The organism is Pseudomonas sp. PIC25, assembly GCF_002286785.1.
Classification (GTDB): Bacteria; Pseudomonadota; Gammaproteobacteria; order Pseudomonadales; family Pseudomonadaceae; genus Pseudomonas_M.
Window position 1 is genome coordinate 1 of the sequence record NZ_MUJY01000049.1, and the last position, 26,007, is coordinate 26,007.

Annotated in this window: 23 protein-coding genes and 1 other RNA gene; 18 read left to right on the forward strand and 6 right to left on the reverse strand. The window is 63.0% G+C overall.

The annotated features are described in order from the left end of the window. Positions 1 to 50 precede the first annotated feature (50 nt). Positions 51 to 3,182, forward strand: a complete 3,132-nt coding sequence (locus BZL41_RS05035) for a type I restriction endonuclease subunit R (RefSeq protein WP_256578074.1) — start codon at positions 51 to 53, stop codon at positions 3,180 to 3,182. A gap of 54 nt (positions 3,183 to 3,236) precedes the next feature. Here BZL41_RS05035 and BZL41_RS05040 read toward each other — a convergent pair whose 3' ends face one another. Next, positions 3,237 to 3,818, reverse strand: coding sequence for a recombinase family protein (locus tag BZL41_RS05040; protein ID WP_095598280.1), 582 nt, complete (start codon positions 3,816 to 3,818; stop codon positions 3,237 to 3,239). 606 nt (positions 3,819 to 4,424) lie between these two features. On the opposite strand from BZL41_RS05040, the gene ffs reads away from it, so the two are divergent. Beyond that, positions 4,425 to 4,522: signal recognition particle sRNA small type (gene ffs / locus BZL41_RS05045), an RNA gene on the forward strand. 21 nt (positions 4,523 to 4,543) lie between these two features. On the opposite strand, the gene BZL41_RS05050 is transcribed toward ffs, so the two are convergent. Next, entirely contained in the window at positions 4,544 to 5,275 is a 732-nt protein-coding gene (locus tag BZL41_RS05050; RefSeq protein WP_095598281.1) for an ABC transporter substrate-binding protein, read from the reverse strand. 147 nt (positions 5,276 to 5,422) lie between these two features. On the opposite strand from BZL41_RS05050, the gene dnaX reads away from it, so the two are divergent. The 12 genes from dnaX to arsJ all read left to right on the forward strand — a co-directional run bounded on the left by dnaX (position 5,423) and on the right by arsJ (position 16,421). Then, on the forward strand, positions 5,423 to 7,564 hold the full coding sequence (gene dnaX / locus BZL41_RS05055; RefSeq protein WP_095598282.1) for a DNA polymerase III subunit gamma/tau: 2,142 nt from the start codon (positions 5,423 to 5,425) through the stop codon (positions 7,562 to 7,564). Between the two features lie 27 nt (positions 7,565 to 7,591). Then, complete coding sequence (locus BZL41_RS05060) at positions 7,592 to 7,918, forward strand: YbaB/EbfC family nucleoid-associated protein (RefSeq protein ID WP_084333893.1); 327 nt, start codon at positions 7,592 to 7,594, stop codon at positions 7,916 to 7,918. Between the two features lie 156 nt (positions 7,919 to 8,074). Beyond that, the gene (locus tag BZL41_RS05065) at positions 8,075 to 8,740 is read left to right on the forward strand and encodes a type 1 glutamine amidotransferase domain-containing protein (protein WP_095598283.1); all 666 of its coding nucleotides are present in this window, start codon (positions 8,075 to 8,077) and stop codon (positions 8,738 to 8,740) included. A 310-nt stretch (positions 8,741 to 9,050) separates the two neighbouring features. Then, positions 9,051 to 9,650, forward strand: coding sequence for a recombination mediator RecR (recR, locus tag BZL41_RS05070; RefSeq protein ID WP_095598284.1), 600 nt, complete (start codon positions 9,051 to 9,053; stop codon positions 9,648 to 9,650). Positions 9,651 to 9,763: 113 nt separating this feature from the next. Next, a complete protein-coding gene (locus BZL41_RS05075) occupies positions 9,764 to 10,912 on the forward strand; it encodes an acyl-CoA dehydrogenase family protein (RefSeq protein WP_095598285.1) in 1,149 nt (382 codons plus the stop codon). 94 nt (positions 10,913 to 11,006) lie between these two features. Beyond that, positions 11,007 to 11,420, forward strand: a complete 414-nt coding sequence (locus BZL41_RS05080) for an arsenate reductase ArsC (RefSeq protein WP_095598286.1) — start codon at positions 11,007 to 11,009, stop codon at positions 11,418 to 11,420. Between the two features lie 8 nt (positions 11,421 to 11,428). Continuing rightward, positions 11,429 to 11,785 carry a metalloregulator ArsR/SmtB family transcription factor gene (locus tag BZL41_RS05085; protein ID WP_095598287.1) on the forward strand — a complete coding sequence of 119 codons (357 nt, stop codon included), beginning with the start codon at positions 11,429 to 11,431 and terminating at the stop codon, positions 11,783 to 11,785. Positions 11,786 to 11,803: 18 nt separating this feature from the next. Next, on the forward strand, positions 11,804 to 12,274 hold the full coding sequence (locus tag BZL41_RS05090) for an arsenate reductase ArsC (RefSeq protein WP_095598288.1): 471 nt from the start codon (positions 11,804 to 11,806) through the stop codon (positions 12,272 to 12,274). Between the two features lie 18 nt (positions 12,275 to 12,292). Continuing rightward, positions 12,293 to 13,354, forward strand: coding sequence for an ACR3 family arsenite efflux transporter (arsB, locus tag BZL41_RS05095; protein WP_095598289.1), 1,062 nt, complete (start codon positions 12,293 to 12,295; stop codon positions 13,352 to 13,354). Positions 13,355 to 13,357: 3 nt separating this feature from the next. Further along, positions 13,358 to 14,074 (forward strand): arsenical resistance protein ArsH, encoded by a 717-nt coding sequence (arsH, locus tag BZL41_RS05100; RefSeq protein WP_095598290.1) that lies wholly within the window; start codon positions 13,358 to 13,360, stop codon positions 14,072 to 14,074. Between the two features lie 17 nt (positions 14,075 to 14,091). After that, positions 14,092 to 15,096 carry an ArsJ-associated glyceraldehyde-3-phosphate dehydrogenase gene (locus tag BZL41_RS05105; RefSeq protein ID WP_095598291.1) on the forward strand — a complete coding sequence of 335 codons (1,005 nt, stop codon included), beginning with the start codon at positions 14,092 to 14,094 and terminating at the stop codon, positions 15,094 to 15,096. A 104-nt stretch (positions 15,097 to 15,200) separates the two neighbouring features. Then, positions 15,201 to 16,421: an organoarsenical effux MFS transporter ArsJ gene (gene arsJ / locus BZL41_RS05110; protein ID WP_095598312.1), complete on the forward strand. Its 1,221-nt coding sequence runs from the start codon at positions 15,201 to 15,203 to the stop codon at positions 16,419 to 16,421. A 16-nt stretch (positions 16,422 to 16,437) separates the two neighbouring features. Here the strand turns inward: arsJ and BZL41_RS05115 are convergent, their stop codons facing one another. After that, on the reverse strand, positions 16,438 to 17,316 hold the full coding sequence (locus BZL41_RS05115; RefSeq protein WP_095598292.1) for an SDR family oxidoreductase: 879 nt from the start codon (positions 17,314 to 17,316) through the stop codon (positions 16,438 to 16,440). Next, positions 17,313 to 18,860: an NAD(P)/FAD-dependent oxidoreductase gene (locus BZL41_RS05120; RefSeq protein ID WP_095598293.1), complete on the reverse strand. Its 1,548-nt coding sequence runs from the start codon at positions 18,858 to 18,860 to the stop codon at positions 17,313 to 17,315. The genes BZL41_RS05115 and BZL41_RS05120 overlap by 4 nt, the downstream gene beginning before the upstream one ends. Positions 18,861 to 19,008: 148 nt before the next feature. Here BZL41_RS05120 and BZL41_RS05125 point away from each other — a divergent pair, with 148 nt between their 5' ends. The 4 genes from BZL41_RS05125 (at position 19,009) to BZL41_RS05140 (ending at position 22,301) form a co-directional block, all read left to right on the forward strand. After that, on the forward strand, positions 19,009 to 19,689 hold the full coding sequence (locus tag BZL41_RS05125; protein ID WP_095598294.1) for a TetR family transcriptional regulator: 681 nt from the start codon (positions 19,009 to 19,011) through the stop codon (positions 19,687 to 19,689). Positions 19,690 to 20,005: 316 nt separating this feature from the next. Then, positions 20,006 to 20,365 carry a response regulator gene (locus tag BZL41_RS05130; RefSeq protein WP_168190950.1) on the forward strand — a complete coding sequence of 120 codons (360 nt, stop codon included), beginning with the start codon at positions 20,006 to 20,008 and terminating at the stop codon, positions 20,363 to 20,365. Continuing rightward, positions 20,365 to 20,973 carry a chemotaxis protein CheC gene (locus tag BZL41_RS05135; RefSeq protein ID WP_095598295.1) on the forward strand — a complete coding sequence of 203 codons (609 nt, stop codon included), beginning with the start codon at positions 20,365 to 20,367 and terminating at the stop codon, positions 20,971 to 20,973. Before BZL41_RS05130 ends, BZL41_RS05135 begins: the two co-directional genes overlap by 1 nt. Before the next feature lie 8 nt (positions 20,974 to 20,981). Next, positions 20,982 to 22,301, forward strand: a complete 1,320-nt coding sequence (locus BZL41_RS05140) for an ATP-binding protein (protein WP_095598296.1) — start codon at positions 20,982 to 20,984, stop codon at positions 22,299 to 22,301. Between the two features lie 36 nt (positions 22,302 to 22,337). Here the strand turns inward: BZL41_RS05140 and BZL41_RS05145 are convergent, their stop codons facing one another. Beyond that, positions 22,338 to 25,553, reverse strand: a complete 3,216-nt coding sequence (locus BZL41_RS05145; protein ID WP_095598297.1) for an EAL domain-containing protein — start codon at positions 25,551 to 25,553, stop codon at positions 22,338 to 22,340. Continuing rightward, on the reverse strand, positions 25,550 to 26,005 hold the full coding sequence (locus BZL41_RS05150) for a response regulator (RefSeq protein ID WP_095598298.1): 456 nt from the start codon (positions 26,003 to 26,005) through the stop codon (positions 25,550 to 25,552). The genes BZL41_RS05145 and BZL41_RS05150 overlap by 4 nt, the downstream gene beginning before the upstream one ends. Between the last annotated feature and the right edge of the window lie 2 nt (positions 26,006 to 26,007).

Here is a 26,007-nt window from a genome sequence, read left to right on the forward strand (position 1 = left end):
ATCCTCCGCAAGGGGCTTGAAATGGTGTCCACCAAAAACAGGTGGACACCATGCCGAAGCCAGGAGGGATCGAGGAGGCGTGTTCGCCAGACGCTTACAACCTCTACGCGGAGTGGACAGGTAGTTCCTCCAGCGAAGGTCGACATACCCAGCAGGATGTGGTTCTGGAGGGGCGTCTGCGTGCTGCACTCAGCAAGCTCAATCCTGACTTGCCCAGCGATGCCATCGATCTGGTGGTCGAGGAATTGGCCCGAGATCGCTCCAAGCTGCTGCCAGTCAACGCGAATCAGGAAGTCTACCGGCTGCTGAAGGATGGAGTGCCCGTCTCGGTTACCGATGAGCATGGACACAACACGCTCAAGGTGGCCAAGGTCATCGATTGGGGCAAGGTTGAGGAGAACGACTTCTTCCTCGCCTCCCAGTTCTGGGTCAAAGGGGATTACCACACCCGGCGCACCGATCTGCTGGGTTTCGTGAACGGTATCCCGCTGCTGTTCGTTGAGCTGAAGGCAACGCACAAGACACTCAAAGCTGCCTACGACGACAACCTCACTGACTACCGCACTGTCATCCCGCAGCTGTTCACCTACAACGCCGCACTGATGCTATCGAACGGATCCCAGACGGTGGTGGGTAGCACCTTCTCACCCTGGGAGCATCTGTTCGAGTGGAAGCGGATCAACGATGAAGGTGAGAAGGGCGTTGTGTCGCTGGAAACGGCGATCCGAGGCATCGGTGAGCCTTCCAGGCTGCTGGACATCATCGAGAACTTCACCGTTTTCGAGGACGTAGCTGGTGGCGTGATCAAAAAGATCGCCAAGAATCACCAGTACTTGGGGGTCAATAAGGCCATCGCTGAAGTCTGGCGTACCAAGGATCGCCCCAAGGATCAGGCCGGGAGGCTTGGCGTCTTCTGGCACACCCAAGGGTCAGGCAAGTCTCTGTCGATGGTCTTCTTCGCTCAGAAGATCCTGCGCAAGATCCCAGGCAACTGGACGTTCGTGATCGTCACTGACCGCAACGAGCTGGACGAGCAAATCTACAAGACCTTCGCGGCCACAGGCGCGGTGGGTGAGGTCGAAGCCCATGCCACCAGCGGTGCTCATCTCAAGCAGTTGCTCAGTGAGGATCACCGCTACGTCTTCACCTTGATCCAGAAGTTCGGCACGAAGAAGGGCGAGGTCTACCCGCAGCTCTCTGACCGCCAGGACATCATTGTCATCACTGACGAAGCTCACCGTTCCCAGTACGACACCCTGGCCATGAACATGAGGACGGCACTCCCTAATGCCGCCTTCCTGGGTTTCACCGGGACGCCACTGATGGCTGGCGAGGAGAAGACCAAAGAGGTCTTCGGTGACTACATCTCCGTCTATGACTTCGGCCAGTCCATCGCTGATGGAGCCACGGTTCCGCTGTACTACGAGAACCGCATTCCCGAGATGCAGCTCATCAACGACAACCTCAACGAGGACATGGCGGCGTTACTCGAAGAGGCCGAGCTGGACGAGGAGCAGGAGCGCAAAGTCGAGCAGGTCTTCGCCCGTGAGTACCACCTGATCACCCGAGAAGATCGCCTTGAGGCCATCGCCAAGGATCTGGTGAACCACTTCGTTGGTCGTGGTTACCAGGGCAAGGCCATGCTGGTGTGCATCGACAAGGCCACCGCTGTCCGCATGTACAACAAGGTTCAGGATCACTGGAAGACGTATCTGGCTGACCTGAAAGCTCAACTCGCAAAGGCTCCCAAGGAGCAGCAGGAGGAGTTGCAGCACAAGATCCAGGTGATGACATCGACCGACATGGCGGTGGTTGTCTCCCAAGGTCAGAACGAGGTGAAGGAACTAGCCGACAAAGGGCTGGACATCATCCCGCACCGTAAGCGCATGAATGAGGAGAACCTGGGCGAGAAGTTCAAGGATTCCAAGGATCCGCTGCGGTTGGTCTTCGTGTGCGCCATGTGGATCACCGGCTTTGACGTGCCGTCTTGCTCGACCATCTACCTCGATAAGCCGATGAAGAACCACACCCTGATGCAGACCATTGCTCGGGCTAACCGGAAGTATCCGGGCAAGGAAGCGGGATTGATCGTCGACTATGTGGGAGTCTTCCGTAAGCTGCAGGAAGCCTTGGCGATCTACGGTGGGGCTTCTTCTGGTGAAGGCGGTGAGGGTGAGCCAATCAAGAACAAGGCCGAGCTGGTCGAGTACTTGAAGCACCTGCTTGCCAGGGGGATCTCGTTCCTGTCCGAGCATGGTGTGAATGCCCAGGCCATCAAGGATGCTCAAGGCTTCGAGAAGGTGGCCAAGCTGGATGATGCTGTTGAGCAACTCATTGCCAATGAGGAAACCAAGAACAGCTTTATGAGTCAGGCCCGGATTGTGTCTCGGGTCTACAGAGCGATTCTTCCCGATCCTGATGCCAATGAGCTTGCTGCTGATGCTGTGCTGATCTCCGTGATTGCTCAGAAGATCAAGGCACTGGCCCCTCCTGTCGACATCTCCGAGGTAATGCAGCAGGTCGAGGAATTGCTGGATCGCTCTATCGCTCCTGTGCCGTACATCATCAAAGATGACGACGATCAGCCACTGCATGATCTCAGCCAGATCGACTTCGAGAAGCTCAAGGAGAAGTTCGATAAGGGACGCAAGCGCACCGAGGCCGAGAAGCTCCGGGCTTTGCTGAGCATGAAACTGGAAACCATGCTGACCGAGAATCCCACTCGCAAGGACTTCATGGAGAAGTTCCAGAAGCTGATCGACGCCTACAACTCTGGCAGTTTGAACATCGAGGTGTTCTTCAAGGAGCTGGTGGATCTCACTGCTGATCTGCAGGTCGAGGATCAACGAGCTATCCGCGAGAACCTCTCGGAGGAAGAGCTGGCTCTGTTCGACATCCTGACCAAGCCAGTGCCGGAGCTTGCGGAGAAGGAAAAGGCGCAAGTGAAGAAGGTCTGCAAGGAGCTTCTGGAGACCCTGAAGGCTGAGAAACTGGTGCTCGACTGGCGCAAGAAAGACAGGGCTAGAAGTGATGTGCGGCGCACTCTGGAGATCGTCTTCGACCGGGGCTTGCCTGAGAGCTACGACGAAGGGATCTACAACGAGAAGTGCGAGCTGGCCTTCCACCACATCTTCACGAGCTACTACGGGGCTGGTGAGAGCGTGTACTCGGCTATGCGGTAACGGTGGTTTGGGGGAGCAAAAAATAATGCACCCCCAAGCACACAACCTCGTCTATCAGGTGGCCGCCTCTGGCACTCGCAGCACCCTGCAAGCCCGCTTCACGGCAGCCGTTGAGATCCCCCAGTGCTTGGCCGTATCTGCAATGCTGGCCTCGTTCTCTTTCCTCCAGATAGCCACGGCCTGATCATCGATCACCTTCGGTGCCCCCAGCTTCTTGCCCTGCGCCCTGGCTCGCTCGATCCCGGCCATCTGTCGCGCCTTGATGTTGGCTCGTTCCAGCTCAGCTACCGCAGCCAGCATAGTTAGCATTGCCTTGCCGATTGCGCTGGATAGGTCGAATCCTTCGCGCATCGAGACCACGGTCACGCCCTTGGCTTTAAGGGCTTCCACTGTCTCCAGCACGTCGATGGTGTCTCTGCCTAGGCGGTCGATGGCGGCCACGACAACCGTGTCTCCCTTCCTGGCGTAGGCATGGAGTGCCTTGAAGCCTTCCCGCTGCATTGCCTTAGTGGCACCGCTGGTGGCCTCATCGGAGAACCACTCATGGATGTTGTAGCGCTGGCTGATGGCGTGGCGCTGGGCTTCGTTGTTCTGTTCAGAAGTACTGACGCGGACGTAGGCAAGTACTGCAGTCATGAATGGATACTCCGGCCTCCAGGTGGATCGCAATCTAGGATCTGAATGATGCATGGTGGATCTGTGATTTTCAACAGAATCGATCCATGCGGAGGCCGCATTCTCTCGTTGCTCTTTGAAGGCAGTTTGCTTGGTTACAGGTTCACACATTCTGATCCATTTCCCCATGAGCCCGCATGTAGTCCAACTTGGGGTCGAGCTGGATGACCACACCTTCCGCCTAGTCGCCTTTGCAGAGCGCGCTACTCCTTTATATATGAGTGAGGTTGAGCCCCATGCTTGATTGTCGCGCCTAGGCTCACCGTCTCTACCGAAAGGGCAGCTTGAGCATCGTTTTTGATGGGGGAGGGGGGGTGCCCTGATTTTTTAGGCGGGGAGGGGTGGGCACCGGGGGGAATCGAGTGGGGCGGCTCGATAGATAGGGGCTCGTATTTTTGGCAAAAAAGGCCGGTGGGGTGTGGCCAAGTGATCCAAAAGGGATCCAGAAGTGATCCGAAACGGTGATCCAAAGCGCTCCCAAAGGCTCATGCCAGCGCTATAGAATGTGGTCTCCGATTGATAGTCGTGCAACGAGCAGAAAACGCTAGAAGTCAGGAATGGCGGGGCTTTCAGCTCCCCTCGCAACGATTACCCGTCAACCTGGTCAGGTCCGGAAGGAAGCAGCCATAGCGGGAACATCGTGTGCCGGGGTGTGGCTGGTGGGGTCACCTCCAGTTCTCCGGGCGTCAGCGATAGCGCGCCACGATCCTTTCGATCTCTCCCGATGTCTTCATTTCCTCCAGCGCCTGCAGGATGCGTTCCGTTGGTATGTCCGCAGCCTTGCGCACCATGCAGCTGAGGGGCGTGCGCTCGAGCACGTCGATGGCCACCAGGCGATCGTCGCTCTCGTGCTGGAGGTTGAACCAGGCCAGGGCGAGGTCGCTGCTGACGGCCAGGTCGTAGCGGCGGGCAAGGAGTTTCTGCAGGACCAGGTCCTGGCTGCGCGCATCGTCCCGCAGCAGGCTGCCCTGGTCGAAATAGGCTTGGAGCTTCGGATAGCTGTAGCCCAGTACGGTACCGATGAGCTGGGCCCTGCTGTTGCTCGGCGTCAATTCCATCGGGGTGTCCTGGCGGGCGACCAACAGATCGCGTTGTTCCATGTAGGGCGGGCTCCAGGCGTAGCCGTCGTCTGCGTCGGGTACCCAGGAGCGGGCGACGTAGCAGCGCACGTCGAATTCGCGATTCTGTTGGGCGAGGAGGACGCGCATGCGCGGCATGACCAGGAATTCCGCCTCCCGACCGACGCGCTCGGCCAGTTCGAGCATCAGGTCACGCATGATGCCGCCGGTCAGTTGGCCGTTATCGATGCTGGCCATGGGCATGGCCCAGCTTTCCATGACCGAAAAGCGCAGCGGCTCCGGCGCGGCCTGGCACAGAGCGCATGAACAGAACAACAACAGCAGCGCGATTTGGCGCATGGAAACCCCGGCAGGACTGGCTACGTCTTCACTATTACAATGACGCTCGTCGCACACCTTGGCCAGACTTGCTCCGCCCATCGGATGCAATTTGTGGCCTGCTCCGCTAGCATTAGCGCTTCTGCTTCACTGCCGCGACGGATTCCCATGAGTTATCAGGTTCTTGCACGTAAATGGCGCCCGCGCTCGTTCCGCGAAATGGTCGGCCAGACACATGTGCTCAAGGCCCTGATCAACGCGCTGGACAACCAGCGTCTGCATCACGCCTATCTGTTCACTGGTACCCGCGGGGTGGGTAAGACCACTATCGCGCGTATCCTGGCCAAGTGCCTCAACTGCGAGACCGGCATCAGCTCGACGCCCTGCGGGCAGTGCTCGGTGTGCCGGGAAATCGACGAGGGTCGTTTCGTCGACCTGATCGAAGTCGACGCCGCCAGCCGCACCAAGGTGGAAGACACCCGCGAGCTGCTCGACAACGTGCAATACGCGCCGAGCCGTGGGCGCTACAAGGTCTACCTGATCGACGAAGTGCACATGCTGTCCACGCACTCGTTCAACGCGTTGCTGAAGACCCTCGAAGAGCCGCCGCCCCACGTCAAGTTCCTGCTGGCTACCACCGACCCGCAGAAGCTGCCGGTGACCATCCTGTCGCGTTGCCTGCAGTTCTCCCTGAAGAACATGCCGCCGGAGCGGGTGGTCGAGCACCTGACCCACGTGCTCGGCGCCGAGAACGTTCCTTTCGAAGAGGACGCCCTCTGGCTGCTCGGCCGTGCCGCCGACGGTTCGATGCGCGATGCCATGAGCCTGACCGACCAGGCCATCGCCTTTGGCGAAGGCAAGGTACTGGCTGCCGACGTGCGCGCCATGCTCGGCAGCCTCGATCATGGCCAGGTCTACGGTGTGCTCCATGCCCTGCTCGAAGGTGATGCCCGGGCCCTGCTGGAAGCCGTGCGCCACTTGGCCGAACAGGGACCGGACTGGAACGGTGTGCTGGCTGAAATCCTCAATGTGCTGCACCGGGTGGCCATCGCCCAGGCGCTGCCGGAAGCGGTGGACAACGGCCAGGGCGACCGCGAGCGGGTCCTGGCGCTGGCCCGGGCGCTGCCGGCCGAAGACGTGCAGTTCTACTACCAGATGGGCCTGATAGGCCGTCGCGACCTGCCGTTGGCGCCGGACCCGTGCAGCGGCTTCGAAATGGTGCTGCTGCGCATGCTGGCCTTCCGGCCCGCGGATATGGACGGCGCGCCGAGATCGCCGCTAAAGGACCTGGGAATCAGCAAGGCCACAGCTGATTCCAGCTCGAACCCCGTGGCCGGTGCCGCTGCTGCGGCGCCGGTCGTTGCGCCGGCTGCCGTACCGGCCGTCTCGTCTGCTGCACCTGCCAGCGTGATGCCCGCGCCCGCGCCGACACCGGCTCCCAGTGCACCGCAGGTCGCTGCGGCTCCGGAAACGGTAGTCGCACAGCCTGTTGTCGAAGCGGCGTCTGCGGTGCCGTCGTCGCCGACCCCCGTGTCTGCGGTGGCGGAAGCGGGGAGGATCGACCTTCCCTGGGAAGAGGCTGCCGCCAGCGAGGTCCCGCCGGAAATCGCTCCTGCGCCTGTCGAAGAGGCTCCGGCGCCCGCCATAGCCGAAGCACCGAGCGCCCCGCTGGTCGAGCAGGAAGTCGTCGAGCCCGTGGTTTCTGCCGAGCCGCCGCTGGCAGATATCCCCGCGCCCGTGGATGTGCCGCCGGTCGCCGAGGCGCCCGCGCCGGAGGCGGAGGACGATGACGAGCCGCCGATGGCCGACGATTACTACGAGACGGACAGCGAGGCCTATGCCTATCTGGATGCCCTCGAGCCGGCCGAAGACAGCGCCGTGGTCGAGCCGGAGCCCTTGCCCGCGGTACAACCGGCCACCGGTCTGGCGGCGGAGTGGCTGGACCTGTTCCCACGTCTGGGCCTGGGCGGCCTGACCGGCAGTATCGCCGCCAACTGCACCCTGGTGGCGATCGAGGGTGATACCTGGCGGTTGCACCTGGACCCGGCCCAGAGTGCGTTGTTCAATGCCAACCAGCAGCGCCGCTTGAACGACGCCTTGAACCAGTACCACGGGCGTCCGCTCAAGCTGGAAATCGAACTGATCCGGCCGGAACAGGAAACCCCGGCCCAGGCGGCGGCGCGCAAGCGTGCCGAGCGCCAGCGTGCCGCCGAGCTTTCCATCCAGTCCGATCCGCTGGTGCAGCAGATGATCCAGCAGTTCGCCGCGGTGATCCGCGACGGCACCATCGAACCCGTTGAAAGCGTGTGAACCCCTGAATATCCCGAGGTGATCCCCATGATGAAAGGTGGCATGGCCGGCCTGATGAAGCAGGCCCAGCAGATGCAGGAAAAGATGCAGAAGATGCAGGAAGAGCTGGCCAACGCCGAAGTGACCGGCCAATCCGGCGCCGGTCTGGTGAGCGTGGTGATGAACGGTCGCCACGACGTCAAGCGCGTCACGCTGGACGACAGCCTGATGCAGGAAGACAAGGAAATCCTCGAAGACCTGATCGCCGCCGCGGTGAACGACGCGGTACGCAAGATCGAGCAGAACAGCCAGGAGAAGATGGCGGGCATGACCGCCGGCCTGCAGCTTCCGCCCGGCTTCAAGATGCCGTTCTGATCTCCCCCAGCCCTGGCTTCGCCGGGGCTGTTTCTTTCCGGCTGCCGTTTGCCGCTGATATCGCGACCGGGTGGTCTATGGTTGCCAGGCAGGCTGCGAATCTTTCGCGGTGCGTGTTCTCTAAAACCCGATGCTTTGATTTTCGAGGAGAACCCCATGTCCCGCCATGTCCTGATTGTCGTCACCAGCGCCGACCGCATGCCCAATGGCGAAGCCACCGGCCTCTGGCTGGAAGAGTTCGCCGTGCCTTACCACGTGTTCAAGGAGGCCGGCTACCGCATCACCGTGGCCAGCCCGAAAGGCGGTGAGACGCCCATCGACCCGCGTAGCCGCGACGAGCTTCAGGACCATCCCGAGTGGACCGAAGCGGCGGAAATGTTGAAGCACACCGGCATGCTGGATTCGCGCCTGAAGGCCGCCGACTTCGATGCGATCTTCCTGCCGGGTGGCCATGGAACGATGTTCGATCTGCCGGGGCATCCAGAGCTGGGGCGCCTGCTGGCGGAGTTAGACGCGCAAGGCAAGGTCTGGGCGGCGGTGTGCCACGGCCCGGCCGGCTTCGTCGGCCCCAAGCGGGCCGATAGCCTGCCGCTGGTGGAGGGGCGCGAGATGACCGCCTTCACCGACAGCGAGGAGCACGCGGTGGGGCTGGAGAAAGCGGTGCCGTTCCTGCTGGAAAGCACGTTGCGCGAATTGGGCGCGATCATGAAAACGGCACCGGACTTTTCGGCCTACGCCATCCGTGACCGCAATCTGATTACCGGACAGAACCCGCCGTCCAGTGCCAAGACTGCGCAGTTGGTGGTGGAGGCGTTGTCCTGAGGATTGCAATTAACCGCTATCGCGAATGAATTCGCCCTGGGTTGGCTTTGTTCGCGAAATGGGCCATGCAGGAGCAAGAGCTTCGCCAGCAGAGCTGGCTCCTACAAGGTCTGCTGTAGGGGGCCGAATTTATTCGCCCGGCGGGTCAGGCTCTGTCTCGTGGCGGATATAGCCCGGATAAGCCTTGGCGCAATCCGGGGCAGCGGTTTCCGAATGGTGCTTCGCTTATCCGCGCTACGCAGGATGACCATTTGACGCTCGCCGGGGGCGCGGGTATAACCCGCGTCTCCTGAACATTCGGTCCGTTTCCATGAGCTTCAGCCCGCTGATTCGCCAACTGATCGACGCCTTGCGCATTCTTCCCGGCGTGGGGCAGAAAACCGCGCAACGCATGGCCTTGCAACTGCTGGAGCGTGACCGCAGTGGCGGTCTGCGCCTGGCCCAGGCATTGACCCGGGCGATGGAAGGCGTGGGTCACTGCAAGCAGTGCCACACCCTGAGCGAGGATGAACTCTGCCCGCAGTGCGCCGACCCGCGCCGCGACGACAGTCTGCTCTGCGTCGTGCAGGGGCCGATGGACGTGTTCGCCGTGGAGCAGACCGGCTTCCGCGGCCGCTATTTCGTGCTCAAGGGCCATCTCTCGCCGCTGGATGGGCTGGGGCCGGAAGCCATCGGCATTCCAGACCTGATGGCGCGTATCGAGCAGAGCGGCTTCAGCGAAATCATCCTGGCGACCAATCCCACGGTGGAGGGCGAGGCCACCGCCCATTACATCGCCCAGTTGCTGATGCCCAAGGGGTTGGTCGTTTCACGCATCGCTCATGGCGTACCGCTGGGTGGCGAACTTGACCTGGTGGATGGCGGTACGCTGGCCCATGCCCTGGCGGGGCGTAAGCCGATCCATCTCTGAACGCCTGCTCAAAGGCTCTGACGGCACGAATGCCCCGGCAACTGGCCCGATTGCCGGATTGAAAACCAAGCAAGCGCTCGGTATGGTCATCGAGACCTACCAGGAGCGCAGCCATGTCCGCCTTTCAGGAATACTTCGACGACTCCCACCGACTCGTCCGCGATGCGGTACGCCGTTTCGTCGAGCGGGAGATCCTGCCGCACATCGATGAATGGGAGGAAGCGGAGGAGTTTCCCCGCGAGCTGTATCGCAAGGCCGGGGCGACAGGCATCCTCGGTATCGGTTATCCCGAAGCCTACGGCGGCAGTCACGAGGGCGACCTGTTCGCCAAGGTGGCGGCCAGCGAGGAGCTGATGCGCTGTGGCTCGGGCGGACTGGTGGCGGGGCTCGGTTCGCTGGATATCGGCCTGCCGCCGGTGCTTAAGTGGGCGCGGCCGGAGCTGCGCGAGCGCGTCGTGCCGCAGGTGCTGGCCGGCGAGAAGATCATGGCCCTGGCGGTGACCGAACCCTCCGGCGGCTCCGACGTGGCCAACCTCAAGACCCGCGCCGTGCGGGACGGCGAGCATTACCGGGTGAGCGGCAGCAAGACTTTCATCACCAGCGGCGTGCGCGCCGACTACTACACGGTGGCGGTACGCACCGGTGGCGAAGGCTTCGGCGGGGTCAGCCTGTTGCTGGTGGAGAAGGGGGCGCCGGGTTTCAGCGTGGGGCGCAAGCTGAAGAAGATGGGGTGGTGGGCCTCGGATACGGCCGAGCTGTTCTTCGACGATTGCCGGGTGCCGACGGAAAATCTGATCGGCGTCGAGAATGCCGGGTTCGCCTGCATCATGGCGAATTTCCAGAGCGAGCGGCTGGCCCTGGCGATCATGGCCAACATGACTGCGCAGCTCGCCCTGGAAGAGTCTCTGAAGTGGGCCCGCGAACGCGAAGCCTTTGGCCGGTCGATCGGCAAGTTCCAGGTGCTCAAGCATCGCTTGGCGGAGATGGCCACCCAGTTAGAAGTCTCCCGCGAGTTCACCTACCGGCAGGCGGCGAAAATGGCGGCGGGCAGGAGCGTGGTCAAGGAAATCTCTATGGCCAAAAACTTCGCCACCGACATCGCCGATCGCCTGACCTACGACGCGGTGCAAATGCTCGGCGGCATGGGCTACATGCGTGAGAGCCTGGTGGAGCGGCTGTACCGCGACAACCGCATCCTCTCCATCGGTGGCGGTTCGCGGGAAATCATGAACGAGATCATCTCCAAGCAGATGGGCCTTTAGGCCTTTCAGCATTCTACGGCGGAGCGGGTTCGGCTTTTCTTTTTATCTGGATATCCGTATATTCGGAAATCCATATATTCAGGGGCGCTCCCGAATGGCCTACAAGATCCGTGTTCTCTTCGTCTGTACGCATAACGCCGCTCGCTCCCAACTCGCCGAAGCCTTGTTGCGCCACATCGATTCCGAAAGGTTTGAGGCGTTCAGTGCGGGTATGGAGCCTGGCGAGGTCGATCCGCGTACCCTGGAAGCGCTCCGGCATCTGGCTATCGATGCCTCCGGCTTGCGCAGCAAATCCATCGACGAGTACGCCGGGCAGTCGTTCGACTATGTCATCAGCCTCTGTGACAAATCGGCGCAGGAGTGCCAGACGCTTCCGGTCCTGGGAGAACTGTTGGCCTGGAACTTCGAGGATCCGGTGACCAATGACAAGCCGGATGCCTTCCGTCACGCCCTCCATGAAATCCACGAGCGCATCAAGATGCTGGTGTTGGTGAAGACCAAGCGTTGAGGATCGATATGGCCGACCACCTGACCCCCACTCAGTTGTTCAAATGCCTGGCGGACGAGACGCGGCTGCGCCTGACGCTGCTGGTCGCCCGCGAAGAGGAGCTGTGTGTCTGCGAACTCACCTGTGCCCTCGATGAGAGCCAGCCGAAGATTTCCCGTCACCTCGCCCAGTTGCGCAGTTGCGGATTGTTGGCAGACCGCCGGCAAGGGCAGTGGGTGTACTACCGGTTGCATCCGAACCTGCCGGATTGGGTACGTGCCACCCTCAGGACGGTGCTGGAGGCCAACGCCCAGTGGCTGACCTCCGACTCGACGCGTCTTGCACAGATGGGTGATCGCCCGGCCCGGGCCGCCACCTGCTGCTGAAGCCCGGGAGGGGTTGCGATGAAGGTTCTGTTTCTTTGTACCGCCAATAGTTGCCGCAGCATTTTGAGCGAAGCGCTGTTCAATCATTTGGCGCCGAACGGCATGCGGGCCTGGAGCGCTGGCAGCCAGCCCAGGGGCGAAGTGCATCCGCTCAGCCTGGAAACCTTGAGGAAGGCCGGCATCGCTACGGAGGGTCTGTACAGCAAGTCCAGCGATGTCCACGAGAGTCTGAACCCGGACTTGGTCATCACTGTTTGCGACAAGGCAGCCGGCGAGACCTGCCCGGTGTACTTCGGGACCGCTCTCAGGGCTCACTGGGGGCTGGCCGATCCTTCCGAAGGAGAAGCCGATGAGTCGACGATGGCCATCGCGTTCGATGCCACGCTGGCGCATATCCGCCGCCGAATCGAGGCATTTCTGGTCTTGCCTTTCGCGCAGCTGGATCGTGCCGGCCTGCAGACCGAACTGGCCCGAATCGGCAACCTCTGAACCCTTTGGAGTTTCGACGTGCGATCAAGCCGCCTGTCTTTTCTCGACCGCTACCTGACGCTTTGGATCTTCCTGGCGATGGCGCTCGGCGTCGCCCTCGGCAGCCTGATCGAGGGCCTGCCCGCCTGGTTGGACGGGCTGTCCGTCGGTACCACCAATGTGCCCATCGCCGTCGGTCTGATGGTGATGATGTATCCGCCCCTGGCCAGGGTGAAATACGAAGAGCTGCCGCAGGTGTTCAAGGACAAGCGCATCCTCGCGCTGTCGCTGATCCAGAACTGGATCGTCGGCCCATTGCTGATGTTCGCCCTGGCGGTGATCTTCCTCCACGACCGGCCGGAATACATGACCGGCCTGATTCTCATCGGCCTGGCCCGTTGCATCGCCATGGTGCTGGTCTGGAACCAGATCGCCGGCGGCAGCAATCAGTACGTGGCCGGGTTGGTGGCGTTCAATAGCCTGTTCCAGATCGTCTTCTTCAGTGTCTACGCCTGGTTCTTCCTCGGTGTGCTGCCGCCGCTGTTCGGCCTGGAGGGCAGCGTCATCCGAACCGGATTCCTGGACATCGCCGAGTCGGTGCTGATCTACCTGGGTATCCCGTTCCTCGCCGGTTTCCTGACCCGCAAACTGCTCATCGAACGCAAGGGCGACACTTGGTACGCCGAACGTTTTCTGCCGCGCATCGGGCCGCTGACCCTGGTGGCGCTGCTACTGACCATCGTCGCGATGTTCAGCCTGAAAGGCGACACGGTGTTGCAACTGCCGCTGGACGTGCTGCGCATCGCGCTCCCGCTGGGCCTGTATTTCGTGGTGATGTTCTTCGTCAGCTTCGCCATGGGGAGGCTGCTGGAGGCTGATTACCCGCGTACCACTGCGCTGGCCTTCACTGCCGCCAGCAACAATTTCGAACTGGCCATTGCCGTGGCCATCGCCACCTTCGGTCTGGCCTCGCCGGTGGCCTTCGCCACGGTGATCGGCCCGTTGGTCGAGGTTCCGGTACTCATTTCGCTGGTCAGCGTGGCCTGGTGGCTCAAGCGCCGCTGGTTCGACCGGCCCGAAGGCATTGTCCCTCAGGAGTGAAGCATGTACGACGATCAGGTCCCCAACCTCGACGCGGAATTGTTCGATCTGCCGACGCCGGACAAGCTCGGCATCGAACTGACCGCTACACACAAACCGCGGATTCTCCTGCTTTATGGCTCGACCCGGGAGCGCTCCTACAGCCGCTTGCTGACCGAGGAAGCCGCGCGTCTGTTGCAGCGTTTCGGTGCCGAAACGCGCATCTTCGATCCCCGTGGCCTGCCGCTGCCGGACGACGTGCCGGATAGCCACCCCAAGGTCCGTGAGCTGCGCGAACTGATGCAGTGGTCGGAGGGCCAGGTCTGGTGTTCGCCGGAGCGTCACGGCTCGATGACCGCTGTATTCAAGGCGCAGATCGACTGGGTGCCGCTGGCCATGGGCGCGATCCGCCCCACCCAGGGCAAGACCCTGGCGGTGATGCAGGTCTGTGGCGGTTCGCAATCGTTCAATGTGGTTAACCAATTGCGCGTGCTCGGCCGCTGGATGCGCATGTTCACCATCCCCAATCAGTCGTCGGTGCCGAAGGCTTGGCTGGAGTTCGACGAGGCCGGGCGTATGAAGCCGTCCCCGTTCTACGACCGGGTGGTGGATGTCATGGAGGAGTTGGTGAAATTCACCCTGTTGCTGCGCGAACGCTCCGATTACCTGGTGGATCGCTACTCCGAGCGCAAGGAGTCCGCCGAGAAACTGTCCGCGCGCGTCAGCCAGCGCGCTATCTGAATCTGGAAGAGGTGAGCATGACCATCAAGGTAGGTATCAACGGCTTCGGCCGTATTGGCCGTCTGGCCCTGCGCGCGGCCTGGGGTTGGCCCGAGCTGGAGTTCGTGCGGATCAACGACCCGGCCGGCGATGCGGCGACCCACGCGCACCTGTTGAACTTCGATTCGGTGCATGGACGCTGGCAGCACGAGGCGGGTGCCGAGGGCGACGCCGTGGTGATCGATGGCAAGCACATCGCAGTCAGCGCCAACAAGGCGATTGCCGATACCGACTGGTCCGGCTGCGATCTGGTGATCGAGGCCAGCGGCAAGATGAAGACTGTCGCGGTGCTCCAGGCCTATCTGGACCAGGGCGTGAAGCGCGTGGTGGTGAGCGCGCCGGTGAAGGAGGAGGGCGCGCTCAATGTGGTCATGGGGGTGAACCAGCACCTGTTCGATCCGGCCCGGCACCGCATCGTCACCGCCGCCTCCTGCACCACCAACTGCCTGGCGCCGGTGGTCAAGGTGATTCATGAAAACCTGGGCATCCGCCACGGCTCGATCACCACTATCCATGACCTGACCAATACCCAGAGCATTCTCGATCAGCCGCACAAGGACCTGCGTCGCGCCCGCGCCTCGGGCATGAGTCTGATTCCCACCACCACCGGCTCGGCTACCGCCATCGCCGAAATCTTCCCCGAGCTGCGCGGCCGCCTGAACGGCCATGCGGTACGCGTGCCGCTGGCCAACGCCTCGCTCACCGACTGCGTGTTCGAGGTGGAACGAGCGACCACGGCGGAAGAGGTCAACCGCCTGCTCAAGGCCGCCGCCGAAGGTCCGCTGGCCGGCATCCTCGGCTACGAGGAGCGGCCGCTGGTGTCCATCGACTACCGCACCGATCCGCGTTCCTCCATCGTCGACGCGCTGTCGACCCTGGTGGTGAACAGTACGCAGGTGAAGGTCTACGCCTGGTATGACAACGAGTGGGGCTACGCCAACCGCACCGTGGAGTTGGCGCGACTGGTGGGGCGTGCCGGCTGAGCCGTTGCCTGGGGGCGAGCCTCATTCATGAGCGGAACGCTTTGTCGCGAATGAATTCGCCCACAGATTCCCGTCGCAGATGACTGATGCTTTCGGACGATCCGATGCCTTTTCTTTCCCGACTCGCCCCGGAAATCCGCCAATACCTGCTGGTGACTGGCAACTACTGGGCTTTCACCCTCACCGACGGCGCCCTGCGCATGTTGGTGGTGCTGCACTTTCATACGTTGGGCTATTCGCCGCTGCAGATCGCCGCGCTGTTCTTGTTCTATGAGCTCTTCGGCGTGGTGACCAACCTGCTGGGCGGCTATCTCGGCGCCCGCCTGGGGCTGAACCGCACCATGAACCTTGGCCTGGCGATGCAGGTGGTGGCGCTGCTCATGCTCACGGTGCCGGCGGCCTGGCTGACGGTGCCTTGGGTGATGCTGGCCCAGGCGTTGTCCGGCATCGCCAAGGACCTGAACAAGATGAGCGCGAAGAGCGCCATCAAGCTCCTGGTGCCGGGCGACCGACAGGGCACGTTGTACCGCTGGGTGGCGCTGCTGACCGGCTCGAAGAATGCGCTCAAGGGTGTCGGCTTTTTCCTTGGCGGGGCGTTGCTGGTGCTGCTCGGCTTCGCCGGTGCGGTGCTGGCGATGGCGGCGGTGCTGGCGGCGATCTGGCTGGCCAGCTTGTTCCTGTTGAAGAAGGACCTGGGCAAGGCGAAGGCCAAGCCGAAATTCCGCGACCTGCTGTCGAAGAGCCGGGCGATCAATATCCTGTCGGCGGCGCGGCTGTTCCTGTTCGGCGCCCGCGACGTCTGGTTCGTGGTGGCCTTGCCGGTCTACTTGAGCACGGTGTTCGGTTGGGATTTCTGGCGGGTGGGCGGCTTTCTTGCCGCCTGGATCATCGGCTACGGCATCGTCCAGTCGTTCGCCCCGGTGTTGACCGGCAAGCGCAGCGGCCACGTGCCGGATGGGCGTGCGGCCCTCGGCTGGGCCTTGCCGCTGGCTGTCCTGCCGGGGGCGATTGCCCTCGGCCTGGGCAGCGCGCTGCCGGCGCAGCCGGTACTGTTGGGAGGATTGTTGGTGTTTGGGGCGCTGTTCGCGGTGAATTCGTCGCTGCACAGCTACCTGATCGTGTCCTACGCCCAGGAGGACGGCGTGTCGCTGGACGTGGGTTTCTACTACATGTCCAACGCCCTCGGACGGCTGGTCGGTACGTTGCTGTCCGGCTGGTTGTTCCAGGCTCATGGCCTGTCGGTGTGTCTCTGGGTGTCCTCGGCGTTCGTGCTGCTGGCTGCACTGATTTCCATCGGTTTGCCCCGGCACGCAGCCGCGCGGTGAGCGCCGGGGCTTGGTCTCACTCCGCGGATAACGCCCGCCCCTTGGGTTTGGGCGCGAACCGGGCCGCGAGGCGCATGCTGGCGGTGACCAGCCGCTGGTAGAAGCCCGGCAGCAGGCGCTGCATCAGGTCGAGGGCAACGGCGTCGGAGCCGATCAGAATGCGCCGCTTGTCGCGCAGCACGCCGCGCAGGATCACCTCGGCAGCTTTCTCCGGCGTGGTGCGTAGCAACTGATCGTGGAACTGCTGGCGCGACTGGTCGGCGGCCTGGCCGGTGACCCGGGCGAGACTGTCGTTCATCCGCGCGGTCTTGGCGATGTTGGTCTTGATCCCGCCCGGGTGCACGCAACTGGCCGACACGCCGCAGCCTTCCATGTCCAGCTCCTGGCGCAGCGACTCGGTGAAGCCGCGCACGGCGAACTTGGTGGCGTTGTAGGCGCTCATGCCCGGCTGGGCGAACAGGCCGAAGACGCTGGAGACGTTGACCACGTGCCCCTGGCCGGACGCTTTCAGGTGCGGCAGGAAGGCCTTGGTGCCGTTCAGCACGCCCCAGAAATTGATGTTCATGATCCACTCGTATTCGGCGAATTCGCTGCCTTCCACGGTGCCTGCATGGGCCACGCCGGCGTTGTTGAAGATCAAATTGACCCGGCCGTGGTCCAGTGCCACCTGATCGGCCCAGGTTTGCATGGCCGCGCGGTCGGCCACGTCGACCCGCGTTTCGGTGACCTGTACGCCGAGCTGGCGGGCGCGGCTGGCGGTTTCCGCCAGGCCTTCGGCGTTTACGTCGCTCAGCGCCAGGTGGCAACCCTGGCGGGCGAGGGCATAGGCGAGGGCGCGACCGATGCCGGAGCCGGCGCCGGTGATGGCGGCGACCTTGTTTTCGAAGGATTTCATGCGGTGGCCTCCTGTGCCGGTGTGGCGGCGAACGTCTGTGCCGGGTGCGCGGGGTTCGCGCGGCTGAAGTGGTAGGCGCTGGCGTCGAAGTTGCGCGTCAGCAGGCGGAAACGCCAGGTAAAGCCGGGCCAGACCGTGCAATTGCGGCCGCTGACCGGATGCAAGTACCAGCTCATGCAGCCGCCGGCGTTCCACACGGTATCGCCGAGGTTGCCCTGGAGCTTGCCGTTGAAGCGGTCCTGCTCTTCGCGCTTGACCTCCAGGCTGCGCAGGTTGCGCTGTTCGAGCAGGTCGAGGGCGCCGAGCACGTAGTGGATTTGCGACTCGATCATGTAGACCATCGAGTTGTGACCCAGGCCGGTGTTCGGGCCCATCAGGAAGAACAGGTTGGGGAAGCCGGCGGTCAGGGTGCCCTTGTAGGCTTCCGGGCCTTCCGGCCAGGTGTCGAGCAGGTCGATGCCGCCCCGGCCGAAGATGGCCCCACGCGGCAGTGGGTCGCTGGGGGTGAAGCCGGTGCCGAAGATGATGGCGTCGATCTCGCGTTCCGTGCCGTCGTTGGTGACGATGCTGTTGGCGCGGATTTCGCGGATGCCGTCGGTGATCACGTCGACGTTGGGCTGGGTCAGCGCCGGGTAGTAATCGTTGGAGATCAGCACCCGCTTGCAGCCCATCAGGTAGTCCGGGGTGACCTTGGCGCGCAGGACCGGGTCCTTGATCTGCCGGCGGATGTAGGCCTTGCTGACCCTCTGCGCCAGCGTCATCACCCTCGGTAGCAGGGCGAAACCGATCACCCGGCTTTCCAGCAGCCCGTAGATCAGCCCGCGCCAGAGCTTCTGCACCAGCGGGAAGCGCTTGAAGCGCTCGCGTTCGCGTTCGCCGATAGCACGGTCCGGCTTGGGCATGATCCACGGTGGCGTGCGCTGGTAGAGGTCGAGCTGGGCGACCTGGCGCTGGATCTGCGGGACGAACTGGATCGCCGAGGCGCCGGTGCCGATCACCGCCACGCGCTTGCCGGTGAGGTCGTAGTTGTGGTCCCACTGTTGGGAGTGGAACATCTTGCCGGTGAAGGTCTCCAGGCCGTTCAGCCTGGGAATCGACGGAGTGGACAGGGCGCCCATCCCGGACACCACGAAGCGGGCGCTGTAGCGGTTGCCGGCGGCATCCTCGAGGTGCCACAGCTCTTGCTCCTCGTCCCAGTGCATCCGGCGAATCTCGGTGTTCAGCAGGGTTTTTTCCTGCAGCCGGTACTTCTCCCAGCAACCTTCCAGGTAGCTCTTGATCTCCGGCTGGCGGGCGAACATGCGCGTCCACTCCGGGTTCGGCTCGAAGGAGAACGAATACAGGTGCGATTGCACGTCGCAGGCGCAGCCCGGGTAGTGATTGACCCGCCAGGTGCCGCCGACGCCGCCTTCCTTCTCGAACAGGAGGAAGTCGTCCTCGCCCCGTTGCTTGAGGCGAATGGCCATGCCGAGACCGGAAAAACCGGTGCCGACGATGGCGATCTTGCAGTGCTGTACAGGCAGGGTAGCCGCAGGGGCATTCATGGCCAGGGGTCCTCTTGTTGTCATTGGCTGGCGTTACGACGCTGTACCAAGTAGACATTTGTATACCCGTCGGGGCACCCTATCCTCCGATGGGTTGCGTGGCTGAGCGCCCTCGGTTTTGATCGCCGTTGCGACGAAAGGAAATCCCATGACCCTGGTTCGATCCGGTGTGGCGCAAGGCAAGCGCCTGTTGATGGACGCCGCCCTGCGCCTGATGGCCCACAGCCGCAGCCTGAGCAGCCTGGGCCTGCGCGAGCTGGCGCGGGAGGCGGGGCTCAATCCCAATACCTTCTACCGGCATTTCCAGAGCGTGGATGAGCTGGGCATGGCGCTGATCCGGCACATCGCCGACCAATTGCGCCAGCCGCTGCGCGACCTGCGCCAGGAAGCGGCCCAGCGCGCGGCGGAGGGTGGTGGGGGTGGTCCCCGCCTGCTGGGCGTGGAGCTCGGCCGGGGGCGCCTGGTGTGTCACGAGACGGTCGCGTTGTTCTTCCGCTTCGTCGAAGAGAACCCCGAAGCCTTCATCGTCGGCATGCGCGAATTGCATGGCGCCTCGCCGCTGTTGCGGGCCGAGTTGCGCGAGGTGATGGACGGCTTCGCCCAGGACATGGCCGAAGACATCCAGAACCTGCAACTGGTGGCGCTGGACGGCGAGGGGATCAAGCGTCTGTCGTCGCTGATCAGCCGGCACCTGTTCCAGATGTCGCTGGATTACCTGGAGCAGGTGGACCAACGTTCCCGCATCTGCGCCGAGGCGGAGGAGATGATCGTCACCCTGTTCGCCGGTGCCAGCGTGCTCCAGAGCCTGGAACAGATGCCCCGGGCTTGAAGGCGTCCGGGATCGGCTAAGGGCTTGTACTTTGTAGGAGCCAGCTCTGCTGGCAGAAGCTTCTGCACAGTCCCATTCGCGAGCAGAGCTCGCTCCTACAGGGGCCTGCAGCGATCTTGATCGTCGCCCGGATTGCGCCGGGCTTATCCAGGCTACGGTGGCCGAGAGGCGATACCGGGTTGTTTCCCGTCCGCCCCAGGGAATCGGCCGAGGTGAATGGGGTCCAAAATTTCAAGCGGTGAGCCGGCCATCCTGGCGATGCCGGGTGGCTGTCTATACTCACAACGTCGCGTGCCCGGCCGAAAGGAGACTCTGCTTGAAAGTACTGATCGTCGACGATTCCGCCATGTCCCGAAAGATGGTGATGAAAGCACTGCCGCCCGAGTTCGAGGCGGAGATCACCCAGGCCTCCAATGGCGAAGAGGCGCTGGCCGCCTACCATGCGGGGCAGGCCGAGGTGATCTTTCTCGATTTGACCATGCCGGTAATGGATGGCTTCCGCACCCTGGAGCTGCTCAAGCGTGAGGACGCCAACGCGGTGGTCATCGTGATCAGCGCCGATATCCAGCCGCAGGCGCAGCAACGGGTGCGCGAACTGGGGGCCGCGGGGTTCGTCAAGAAGCCGATCACGCCGGAGGCCATGCACGCGGCGCTCCATGACGTGGGGCTGATCTGATGAACCGCCTGGCGAACCTCAGCGAGGACCGGCGCGATGCCCTGCAGGAGCTGATGAACGTCGCCATGGGGCAGGGTGCCGATCGGTTGGCGCGCCTGACCGAAACCTTCGTCACCTTGTCCGTGCCGCGCATCCACCCGGTGGAGGACGCCCACGCCAACCTGCTCGACAACCTGGACATCGCCGGTCAGCCGGCCATCGTCACGCGCCAGTCGTTCCTCGGCCGGTTGCGCGGCGAGGTGGTGGTCTGCTTCGGCGAGAACGGCGCCGACCAGTTGGCCGGGCTGATGGGCTACGAAGGCGAAGCCAACAGCCAGGACGAACTGATGCTGGACGTCACCAACATCCTCACCGGCGCCTGCATCAACGGCCTGGCCCAGCAGATCGACCTCAAGGTGAGCTACGGTGCGCCGTCGATCCTGTCGCGCGGCCGCTCGCTGAAGGAGGTGCTGGACAGCCAGGTGCTGCAAGGCCACCAGGCACTGGTGCTGGAAATCCATTTCGAAGTGGCCACCCACAGCTTCATCTGCGACCTGCTGGTGTGCATCGCCGAGGACACGGTGGCTACGGTGATCGAGGCGATCGACCAATTGCTGAACGACATCTGAGGCGGCCCATGGACCTTCCGGCACAGCAGTCCCCGTTGCACACGGAGCTGGAATCCGTCCTGCAGCAGATCAATCTCGGCGTCGTGCTGCTCGACCGCGACTGCCGGGTGATGTACTGGAACGATTTCATGAGCATCAACAGCGGGCGCAGCGCGACCGAGGTGGTCGGCCAGTCACTGTTCGAGCTGTTCCCGGAACTGCCGCGGCTGTGGGTCAAGAAGAAGATCGACAGCGTCTTCACCCTGCAGAACCTGGCGTTCACCTCCTGGCAGCAGCGCCCGCACCTGTTCAACTTCTCCGACAGCCGGCCCATTACCGGGCAGGTGGCGGCGATGTACCAGAACTGCACCTTCTTTCCGGTGGTGGAGACTTCCGGGGCGATCAAGTACGTCTGCCTGACCGTGGCCGATGCCACCGAAACGGCTGCGCAGCATTTGGAGTTGGCACGGCTGAACGAGCTGCTGCAGGCCGAGAAGGAAGAGCAGGCCCGGCTGATCCGCAAGTTGGAAGAGGCCCAGGCGCAACTGCTGCAATCGGAGAAGATGGCCGCCATCGGCCAACTCGCCGCCGGGGTGGCCCATGAGATCAACAACCCGGTCGGCTACGTGAATTCCAACTTCGCCAGCCTGGAATCCTACGTGAAGGACCTGTTCAGCCTGATCGAAGCCTACAACCGCGACCTGCCGTCGTTGCAGGACGCCGTCTTCCGTGCACGGATCGAACAGGCCAACCGCGAGCTGGACTACGAGTTCCTGCGCAGCGACATCTTCGACCTGGTCCGCGAGTCCCGCGAGGGGTTGGAGCGGGTCAAGCGAATCGTCCAGGACCTGCGCGACTTTTCCCACGTGGACTCGGCGGACTGGCAGGTGGTGGACCTGCACAAGGGCCTGGACAGCACGCTGAACGTGGTCTGGAACGAGGTGAAGTTCAAGGCCGAGGTGGTCAAGCAGTACGGCGAGCTGCCGGACGTGGAGTGCATCGGCTCGCAGCTCAACCAGGTGTTCATGAACCTGATCGTCAATGCCGCGCATGCCATTCCGAACCGCGGCACCATCTGGCTGGAAACCGGTACGCGCGACGACTGGGTGTTCGTCCGGGTGCGCGACGACGGCTGCGGCATTCCGCCGGAGAACCTGAAGCGTCTGTTCGAGCCGTTCTTCACCACCAAGCCGGTAGGCTCCGGGACCGGCCTGGGGTTGTCGGTGTCCTACAACATCGTCAGCAAGCATCACGGGCGGATCGAGGTGGAGAGCGAGCCGGGCAAGGGCACGGCCTTCACCGTCTGGCTGCCGGTGCGCCAGCCGCAGGAGGGGCCGGAGGCTCGGTAAGCGTTGCTAGGAAGTCCTCAGCCAAACCAGAGCGCGTCACCCGGAGCTATTGCCGATCCCCGTTCCCTCTTTCTGCTTGGCCTGGCTGTGGTGCTGGAAGGCCTGGCTGATGTTCTGGCGCAGTTGCTCGTCGTCCCAGGGTTTGGTGAGGAACTTGTAGATCGCCCCCTGGTTGATGGCATCGGTCACCGACTTCAGGTCGGTGTAGCCCGAGAGCACGATGCGGATGGTGTCCGGATAGAGGTCCTTGACCCGGCTGAGGAACTCGGTGCCGTTCATTTCCGGCATGCGCTGGTCGGAGATGACCACCTGGACATCGTGCTTGGCCAGCAGCTCGAAGGCGTCCTGGGCCTGGTTGGCGGTGAGTATCCGGTAGCCGTCGCGACGCAGTACGCGGGTCAGGGCGCGGAGGATGTTCTCTTCGTCGTCGAGCAGCAGCAGCGTCTGTACGTTGTCGTCGGTTTTCGGCAGCTCCGGTGCCGGTGCCTGGCGTTCGCGGAGGAACTGCTGCAACTGCGCGAACGGCATCGGTCTGGCGAAGAAATACCCCTGGAACTCATCGCAGTGGCTCTTTTTCAGGAAGGCGTACTGCGGCTCGGTTTCCACCCCTTCGGCGGTGACCTTGAGGTTGAGGTGGTGGGCCATGGAGATGATGCCCTGGGTGATGGCGGCATCATGGCGGTCGCTGATCACCTCGTGGACGAAGGAACGGTCGATCTTCACCTTGTCGATGGGCAGGCGCTTGAGGTAGTTCAGGCTGGAGAAGCCGGTGCCGAAATCGTCGATGGACACCCGCACGCCCAGTCCCTTCAAGGCATGGAGGATGTGGATGGCGCGCTCGGCGTTGTCCAGCAATACGGTTTCGGTGATCTCCAATTCCAATTGCGTGGGAGGTAGCTGGCTCTCTTGCAGGGCGGCCTGGACGCTATCAACGAAGTTGGTGCGCTGGAACTGCAATGGCGAGACGTTGACCGCCACCACCAGGTTGAGGCCCTGTTCGTTGAGCTGGCGTATCTGCTGGCAGGCAGTGGAAAGGACCCACAGGCTCAGCGGGATGATCTGTCCGGTGTCCTCGGCCACCGGTACGAACTGGGCCGGCGGGATCAGGCCCTGTTCGGCGTGATGCCAGCGCAGCAGCGCTTCGACGCCGGTGATGCGGCCGCTGCGGCCGTCGATCTGCGGCTGGTAGTAAAGCTCGAAATCCTTGCCTTCGATGGCCTTCTGCAACTCGTTGCGTAGGGCGACGCGCTCGCTGACCTTCTGGTTGAGGTCGGTGGTGTACCACTGGTAGTTATTGCGTCCCTGCTGCTTGGCCTTGTACATCGCCAGGTCGGCCTGCTGGATGAGCTGCATCGGCTGCTCGACCTCGCCGTCGCTGAGGGTGATGCCGATGCTGGCGGTGATGTGCAGGTCGATGCCCTGGGCCCGGTAAGGGCGGGCGAGGCTGTCGATCAGCCGTTCGGCCACCAGCAGCACGTCCTCGTCGCGGGCCAGGTCGGGCAACAGCACGATGAACTCGTCGCCGCCCAGGCGCGCCACGGTGTCGCCGGGGCGCACCTGCTGGCTCATGCGCCGCGCCACTTCGATGAGAATCTGGTCGCCGACGCTGTGGCCCATGGTGTCGTTGATCGGCTTGAAACCGTCCAGGTCGATGAACATCACCGCCAGGCTGCGGTTGTAGCGCTGGGAAATCCGGCAGCCCTGGATCAGGCGGTCCTCCAGCAGCGCGCGGTTGGGCAGGCCGGTGAGCACGTCGTGGCTGGCGTTGTAGGCCAGTTCGGTCTCGTAGCGCTTCTGCTCGGAGATGTCGTTCTGCACGCCGATGAAGTGGGTGATCTCGCCGTGCTCGTCCGGCACCGGGGCGATGTAGAGGTTGTTCCAGAACGGCGAACCGTCCTTGCGGAAGTTGCGCAGCACCACGTTGACGTCGCTTTTTTCGCGCAGGCAGCGGCGGATTTCCTCGACGCCGGGCTGGTCGCGCTCATCGCCCTGGAGGAAGCGGCAGTTGCGCCCCAAGGCTTCTTTGGCGGAATAGCCGGTGATGCGTTCGAAGGCCGGGTTGACGTAGATGATCGGCAGGTCCGCGCCACGCGCATCGCAGATCAACATTCCGTTGTAGCTGGCCTCCAGGCTGCGCTGGAGCAGGCGCAACTGGCGCTCGGACTCCTTGCGCTGGCTGATGTCGCGCAGCGACAGCAGGCGCATGTCCTGGCCATCCCATTCGGTATGGGCGGACTGGATTTCCACCGGCAGCCTGCCGCCGTCGGCCATGGGCAGGTTGTGTTCGTAGAGATTGCCTTCCTGCAACGGCAGTTCGAAGTGCCGGTTCAGCAGCGATTCCGAGGGCGTACGCAGCAGAGCTTCCGCTGCCGGGTTGGCGTAGCGCACCTGGCCTTCCGCGTCGATCACCAGCAGGGCGTCGCGGTTATCGGTGAGCAACTGGCGGAAGGCTTCTTCCTTGCGCTTGATCTCCGCGTCGGTCTTGAGCTTCTCGGTGACATCGATGGCCAGCGTCAGCCGCGCCGGCTGGCCGTTGAAGTCGATGTCGTGGGCCATGATCTCCACCTGGATTTCCTGGCCGTCCCGGTCTTTGTGGGTCCAGAGACCGGCATTGGGATACTGCGTGCCGCCGCCGTGGCGCTCGTGGTAGGCGAGGAACCGCTCCTGCTCTTCGATCGAGCGGATGTCGAGCACCCGCATGCCGAGGAGTTCCTCGCGGCTGTAGCCGTAGAGGTCAAGGGCGGCCTGGTTGACGGCGAGGAAGCGCAGGGTCTCGCGGTGGAACACGTACATGGGTTCCGGATTGGCTTCGAACAGCAGGCGGTAACGGGCTTCGCTGTCGGCCAGCTCGGCGGTGATCTGCCCGCGGCCGACCGCATAGCGGATGCTGCGGGCGAGGGTGCGGCTGTCGATCTGGCCTTTGACCAGGTAATCGGCGGCACCCAGTTTCACCGCGTTGGCGTCCAGTTCGTCGTCACCCTGGCCGGTGAGCAGGATGATCGGCGTGCGGATGCCGGCTTTCAGGGCGTGGTCGATCAGCGCCAGGCCGGACTCGGCGCCCAGGTAGTAGTCGATCAGGATCAGGTCGTGTTCCTGGCGCAGGATGGCGGCCAGCGCCTCGTCGTAGTTGTCCAGCCAGTCCAGCTCACAGCGCAGTTGCCGGGCCTGGCGCAGCAGGTCGCGGGTGATCAGGTAATCGTCTTCGTCGTCCTCGACCAGCAGGAGACGCAGGGCGGATTCGGACTGGCTCATGGCTTCATGTGTTCTTCTGGTAGTTCGACGATCTGCAGCCAATAGCGGCCGAGGGTCTGCACGACGTCGAGCAGGCCGCGGAAGCTCACCGGCTTGGTGATGAAGGAGTTCACCCCGCAGTCGTAGCTGCGGATGATGTCTTCCTCGGCGGAGGAGGTGGTCAGGACCACCACCGGGATGCTGCGCAGACTGTCGTCCGCCTTGATTTCGCTCAGTGCCTCGCGGCCGTCCTTCAATGGCATGTTCAGGTCCAGCAGGATCAGGCCCGGCCGGGGATAGCGCTGGCGGTCCTGGTAGGGCGGACGGTGGCGCAGGTAGTCCATGAGTTCCTCGCCGTTGTGCACGAAATGGACCTCGTTGGTCATCCGGCTTTCCCGGAACGCCTCGCGGGTCAGCAGACAATCGTCGGGATCGTCGTCGGCAATGAGGATATGGATCGAATTCTTGTCCATGC

What these genes read in the sequence shown, in the direction of transcription:
- BZL41_RS05060 (WP_084333893.1), top strand. Translation starts at nt 7,592, where the DNA reads ATGATGAAAGGTGGCATGGCCGGCCTGATGAAGCAGGCCCAGCAGATG.
- BZL41_RS05125 (WP_095598294.1), top strand. Translation starts at nt 19,009, where the DNA reads ATGACCCTGGTTCGATCCGGTGTGGCGCAAGGCAAGCGCCTGTTGATG.
- BZL41_RS05080 (WP_095598286.1), top strand. Translation starts at nt 11,007, where the DNA reads ATGGCCTACAAGATCCGTGTTCTCTTCGTCTGTACGCATAACGCCGCT.
- BZL41_RS05120 (WP_095598293.1), bottom strand. Translation starts at nt 18,860, where the DNA reads ATGAATGCCCCTGCGGCTACCCTGCCTGTACAGCACTGCAAGATCGCC.
- BZL41_RS05040 (WP_095598280.1), bottom strand. Translation starts at nt 3,818, where the DNA reads ATGACTGCAGTACTTGCCTACGTCCGCGTCAGTACTTCTGAACAGAAC.
- BZL41_RS05090 (WP_095598288.1), top strand. Translation starts at nt 11,804, where the DNA reads ATGAAGGTTCTGTTTCTTTGTACCGCCAATAGTTGCCGCAGCATTTTG.
- BZL41_RS05150 (WP_095598298.1), bottom strand. Translation starts at nt 26,005, where the DNA reads ATGGACAAGAATTCGATCCATATCCTCATTGCCGACGACGATCCCGAC.
- BZL41_RS05050 (WP_095598281.1), bottom strand. Translation starts at nt 5,275, where the DNA reads ATGCGCCAAATCGCGCTGCTGTTGTTGTTCTGTTCATGCGCTCTGTGC.
- BZL41_RS05085 (WP_095598287.1), top strand. Translation starts at nt 11,429, where the DNA reads ATGGCCGACCACCTGACCCCCACTCAGTTGTTCAAATGCCTGGCGGAC.
- BZL41_RS05065 (WP_095598283.1), top strand. Translation starts at nt 8,075, where the DNA reads ATGTCCCGCCATGTCCTGATTGTCGTCACCAGCGCCGACCGCATGCCC.
- BZL41_RS05140 (WP_095598296.1), top strand. Translation starts at nt 20,982, where the DNA reads ATGGACCTTCCGGCACAGCAGTCCCCGTTGCACACGGAGCTGGAATCC.
- arsJ (WP_095598312.1), top strand. Translation starts at nt 15,201, where the DNA reads ATGCCTTTTCTTTCCCGACTCGCCCCGGAAATCCGCCAATACCTGCTG.
- BZL41_RS05075 (WP_095598285.1), top strand. Translation starts at nt 9,764, where the DNA reads ATGTCCGCCTTTCAGGAATACTTCGACGACTCCCACCGACTCGTCCGC.
- dnaX (WP_095598282.1), top strand. Translation starts at nt 5,423, where the DNA reads ATGAGTTATCAGGTTCTTGCACGTAAATGGCGCCCGCGCTCGTTCCGC.
- BZL41_RS05135 (WP_095598295.1), top strand. Translation starts at nt 20,365, where the DNA reads ATGAACCGCCTGGCGAACCTCAGCGAGGACCGGCGCGATGCCCTGCAG.
- recR (WP_095598284.1), top strand. Translation starts at nt 9,051, where the DNA reads ATGAGCTTCAGCCCGCTGATTCGCCAACTGATCGACGCCTTGCGCATT.
- BZL41_RS05105 (WP_095598291.1), top strand. Translation starts at nt 14,092, where the DNA reads ATGACCATCAAGGTAGGTATCAACGGCTTCGGCCGTATTGGCCGTCTG.
- BZL41_RS05115 (WP_095598292.1), bottom strand. Translation starts at nt 17,316, where the DNA reads ATGAAATCCTTCGAAAACAAGGTCGCCGCCATCACCGGCGCCGGCTCC.
- BZL41_RS05145 (WP_095598297.1), bottom strand. Translation starts at nt 25,553, where the DNA reads ATGAGCCAGTCCGAATCCGCCCTGCGTCTCCTGCTGGTCGAGGACGAC.
- BZL41_RS05035 (WP_256578074.1), top strand. Translation starts at nt 51, where the DNA reads ATGCCGAAGCCAGGAGGGATCGAGGAGGCGTGTTCGCCAGACGCTTAC.
- arsH (WP_095598290.1), top strand. Translation starts at nt 13,358, where the DNA reads ATGTACGACGATCAGGTCCCCAACCTCGACGCGGAATTGTTCGATCTG.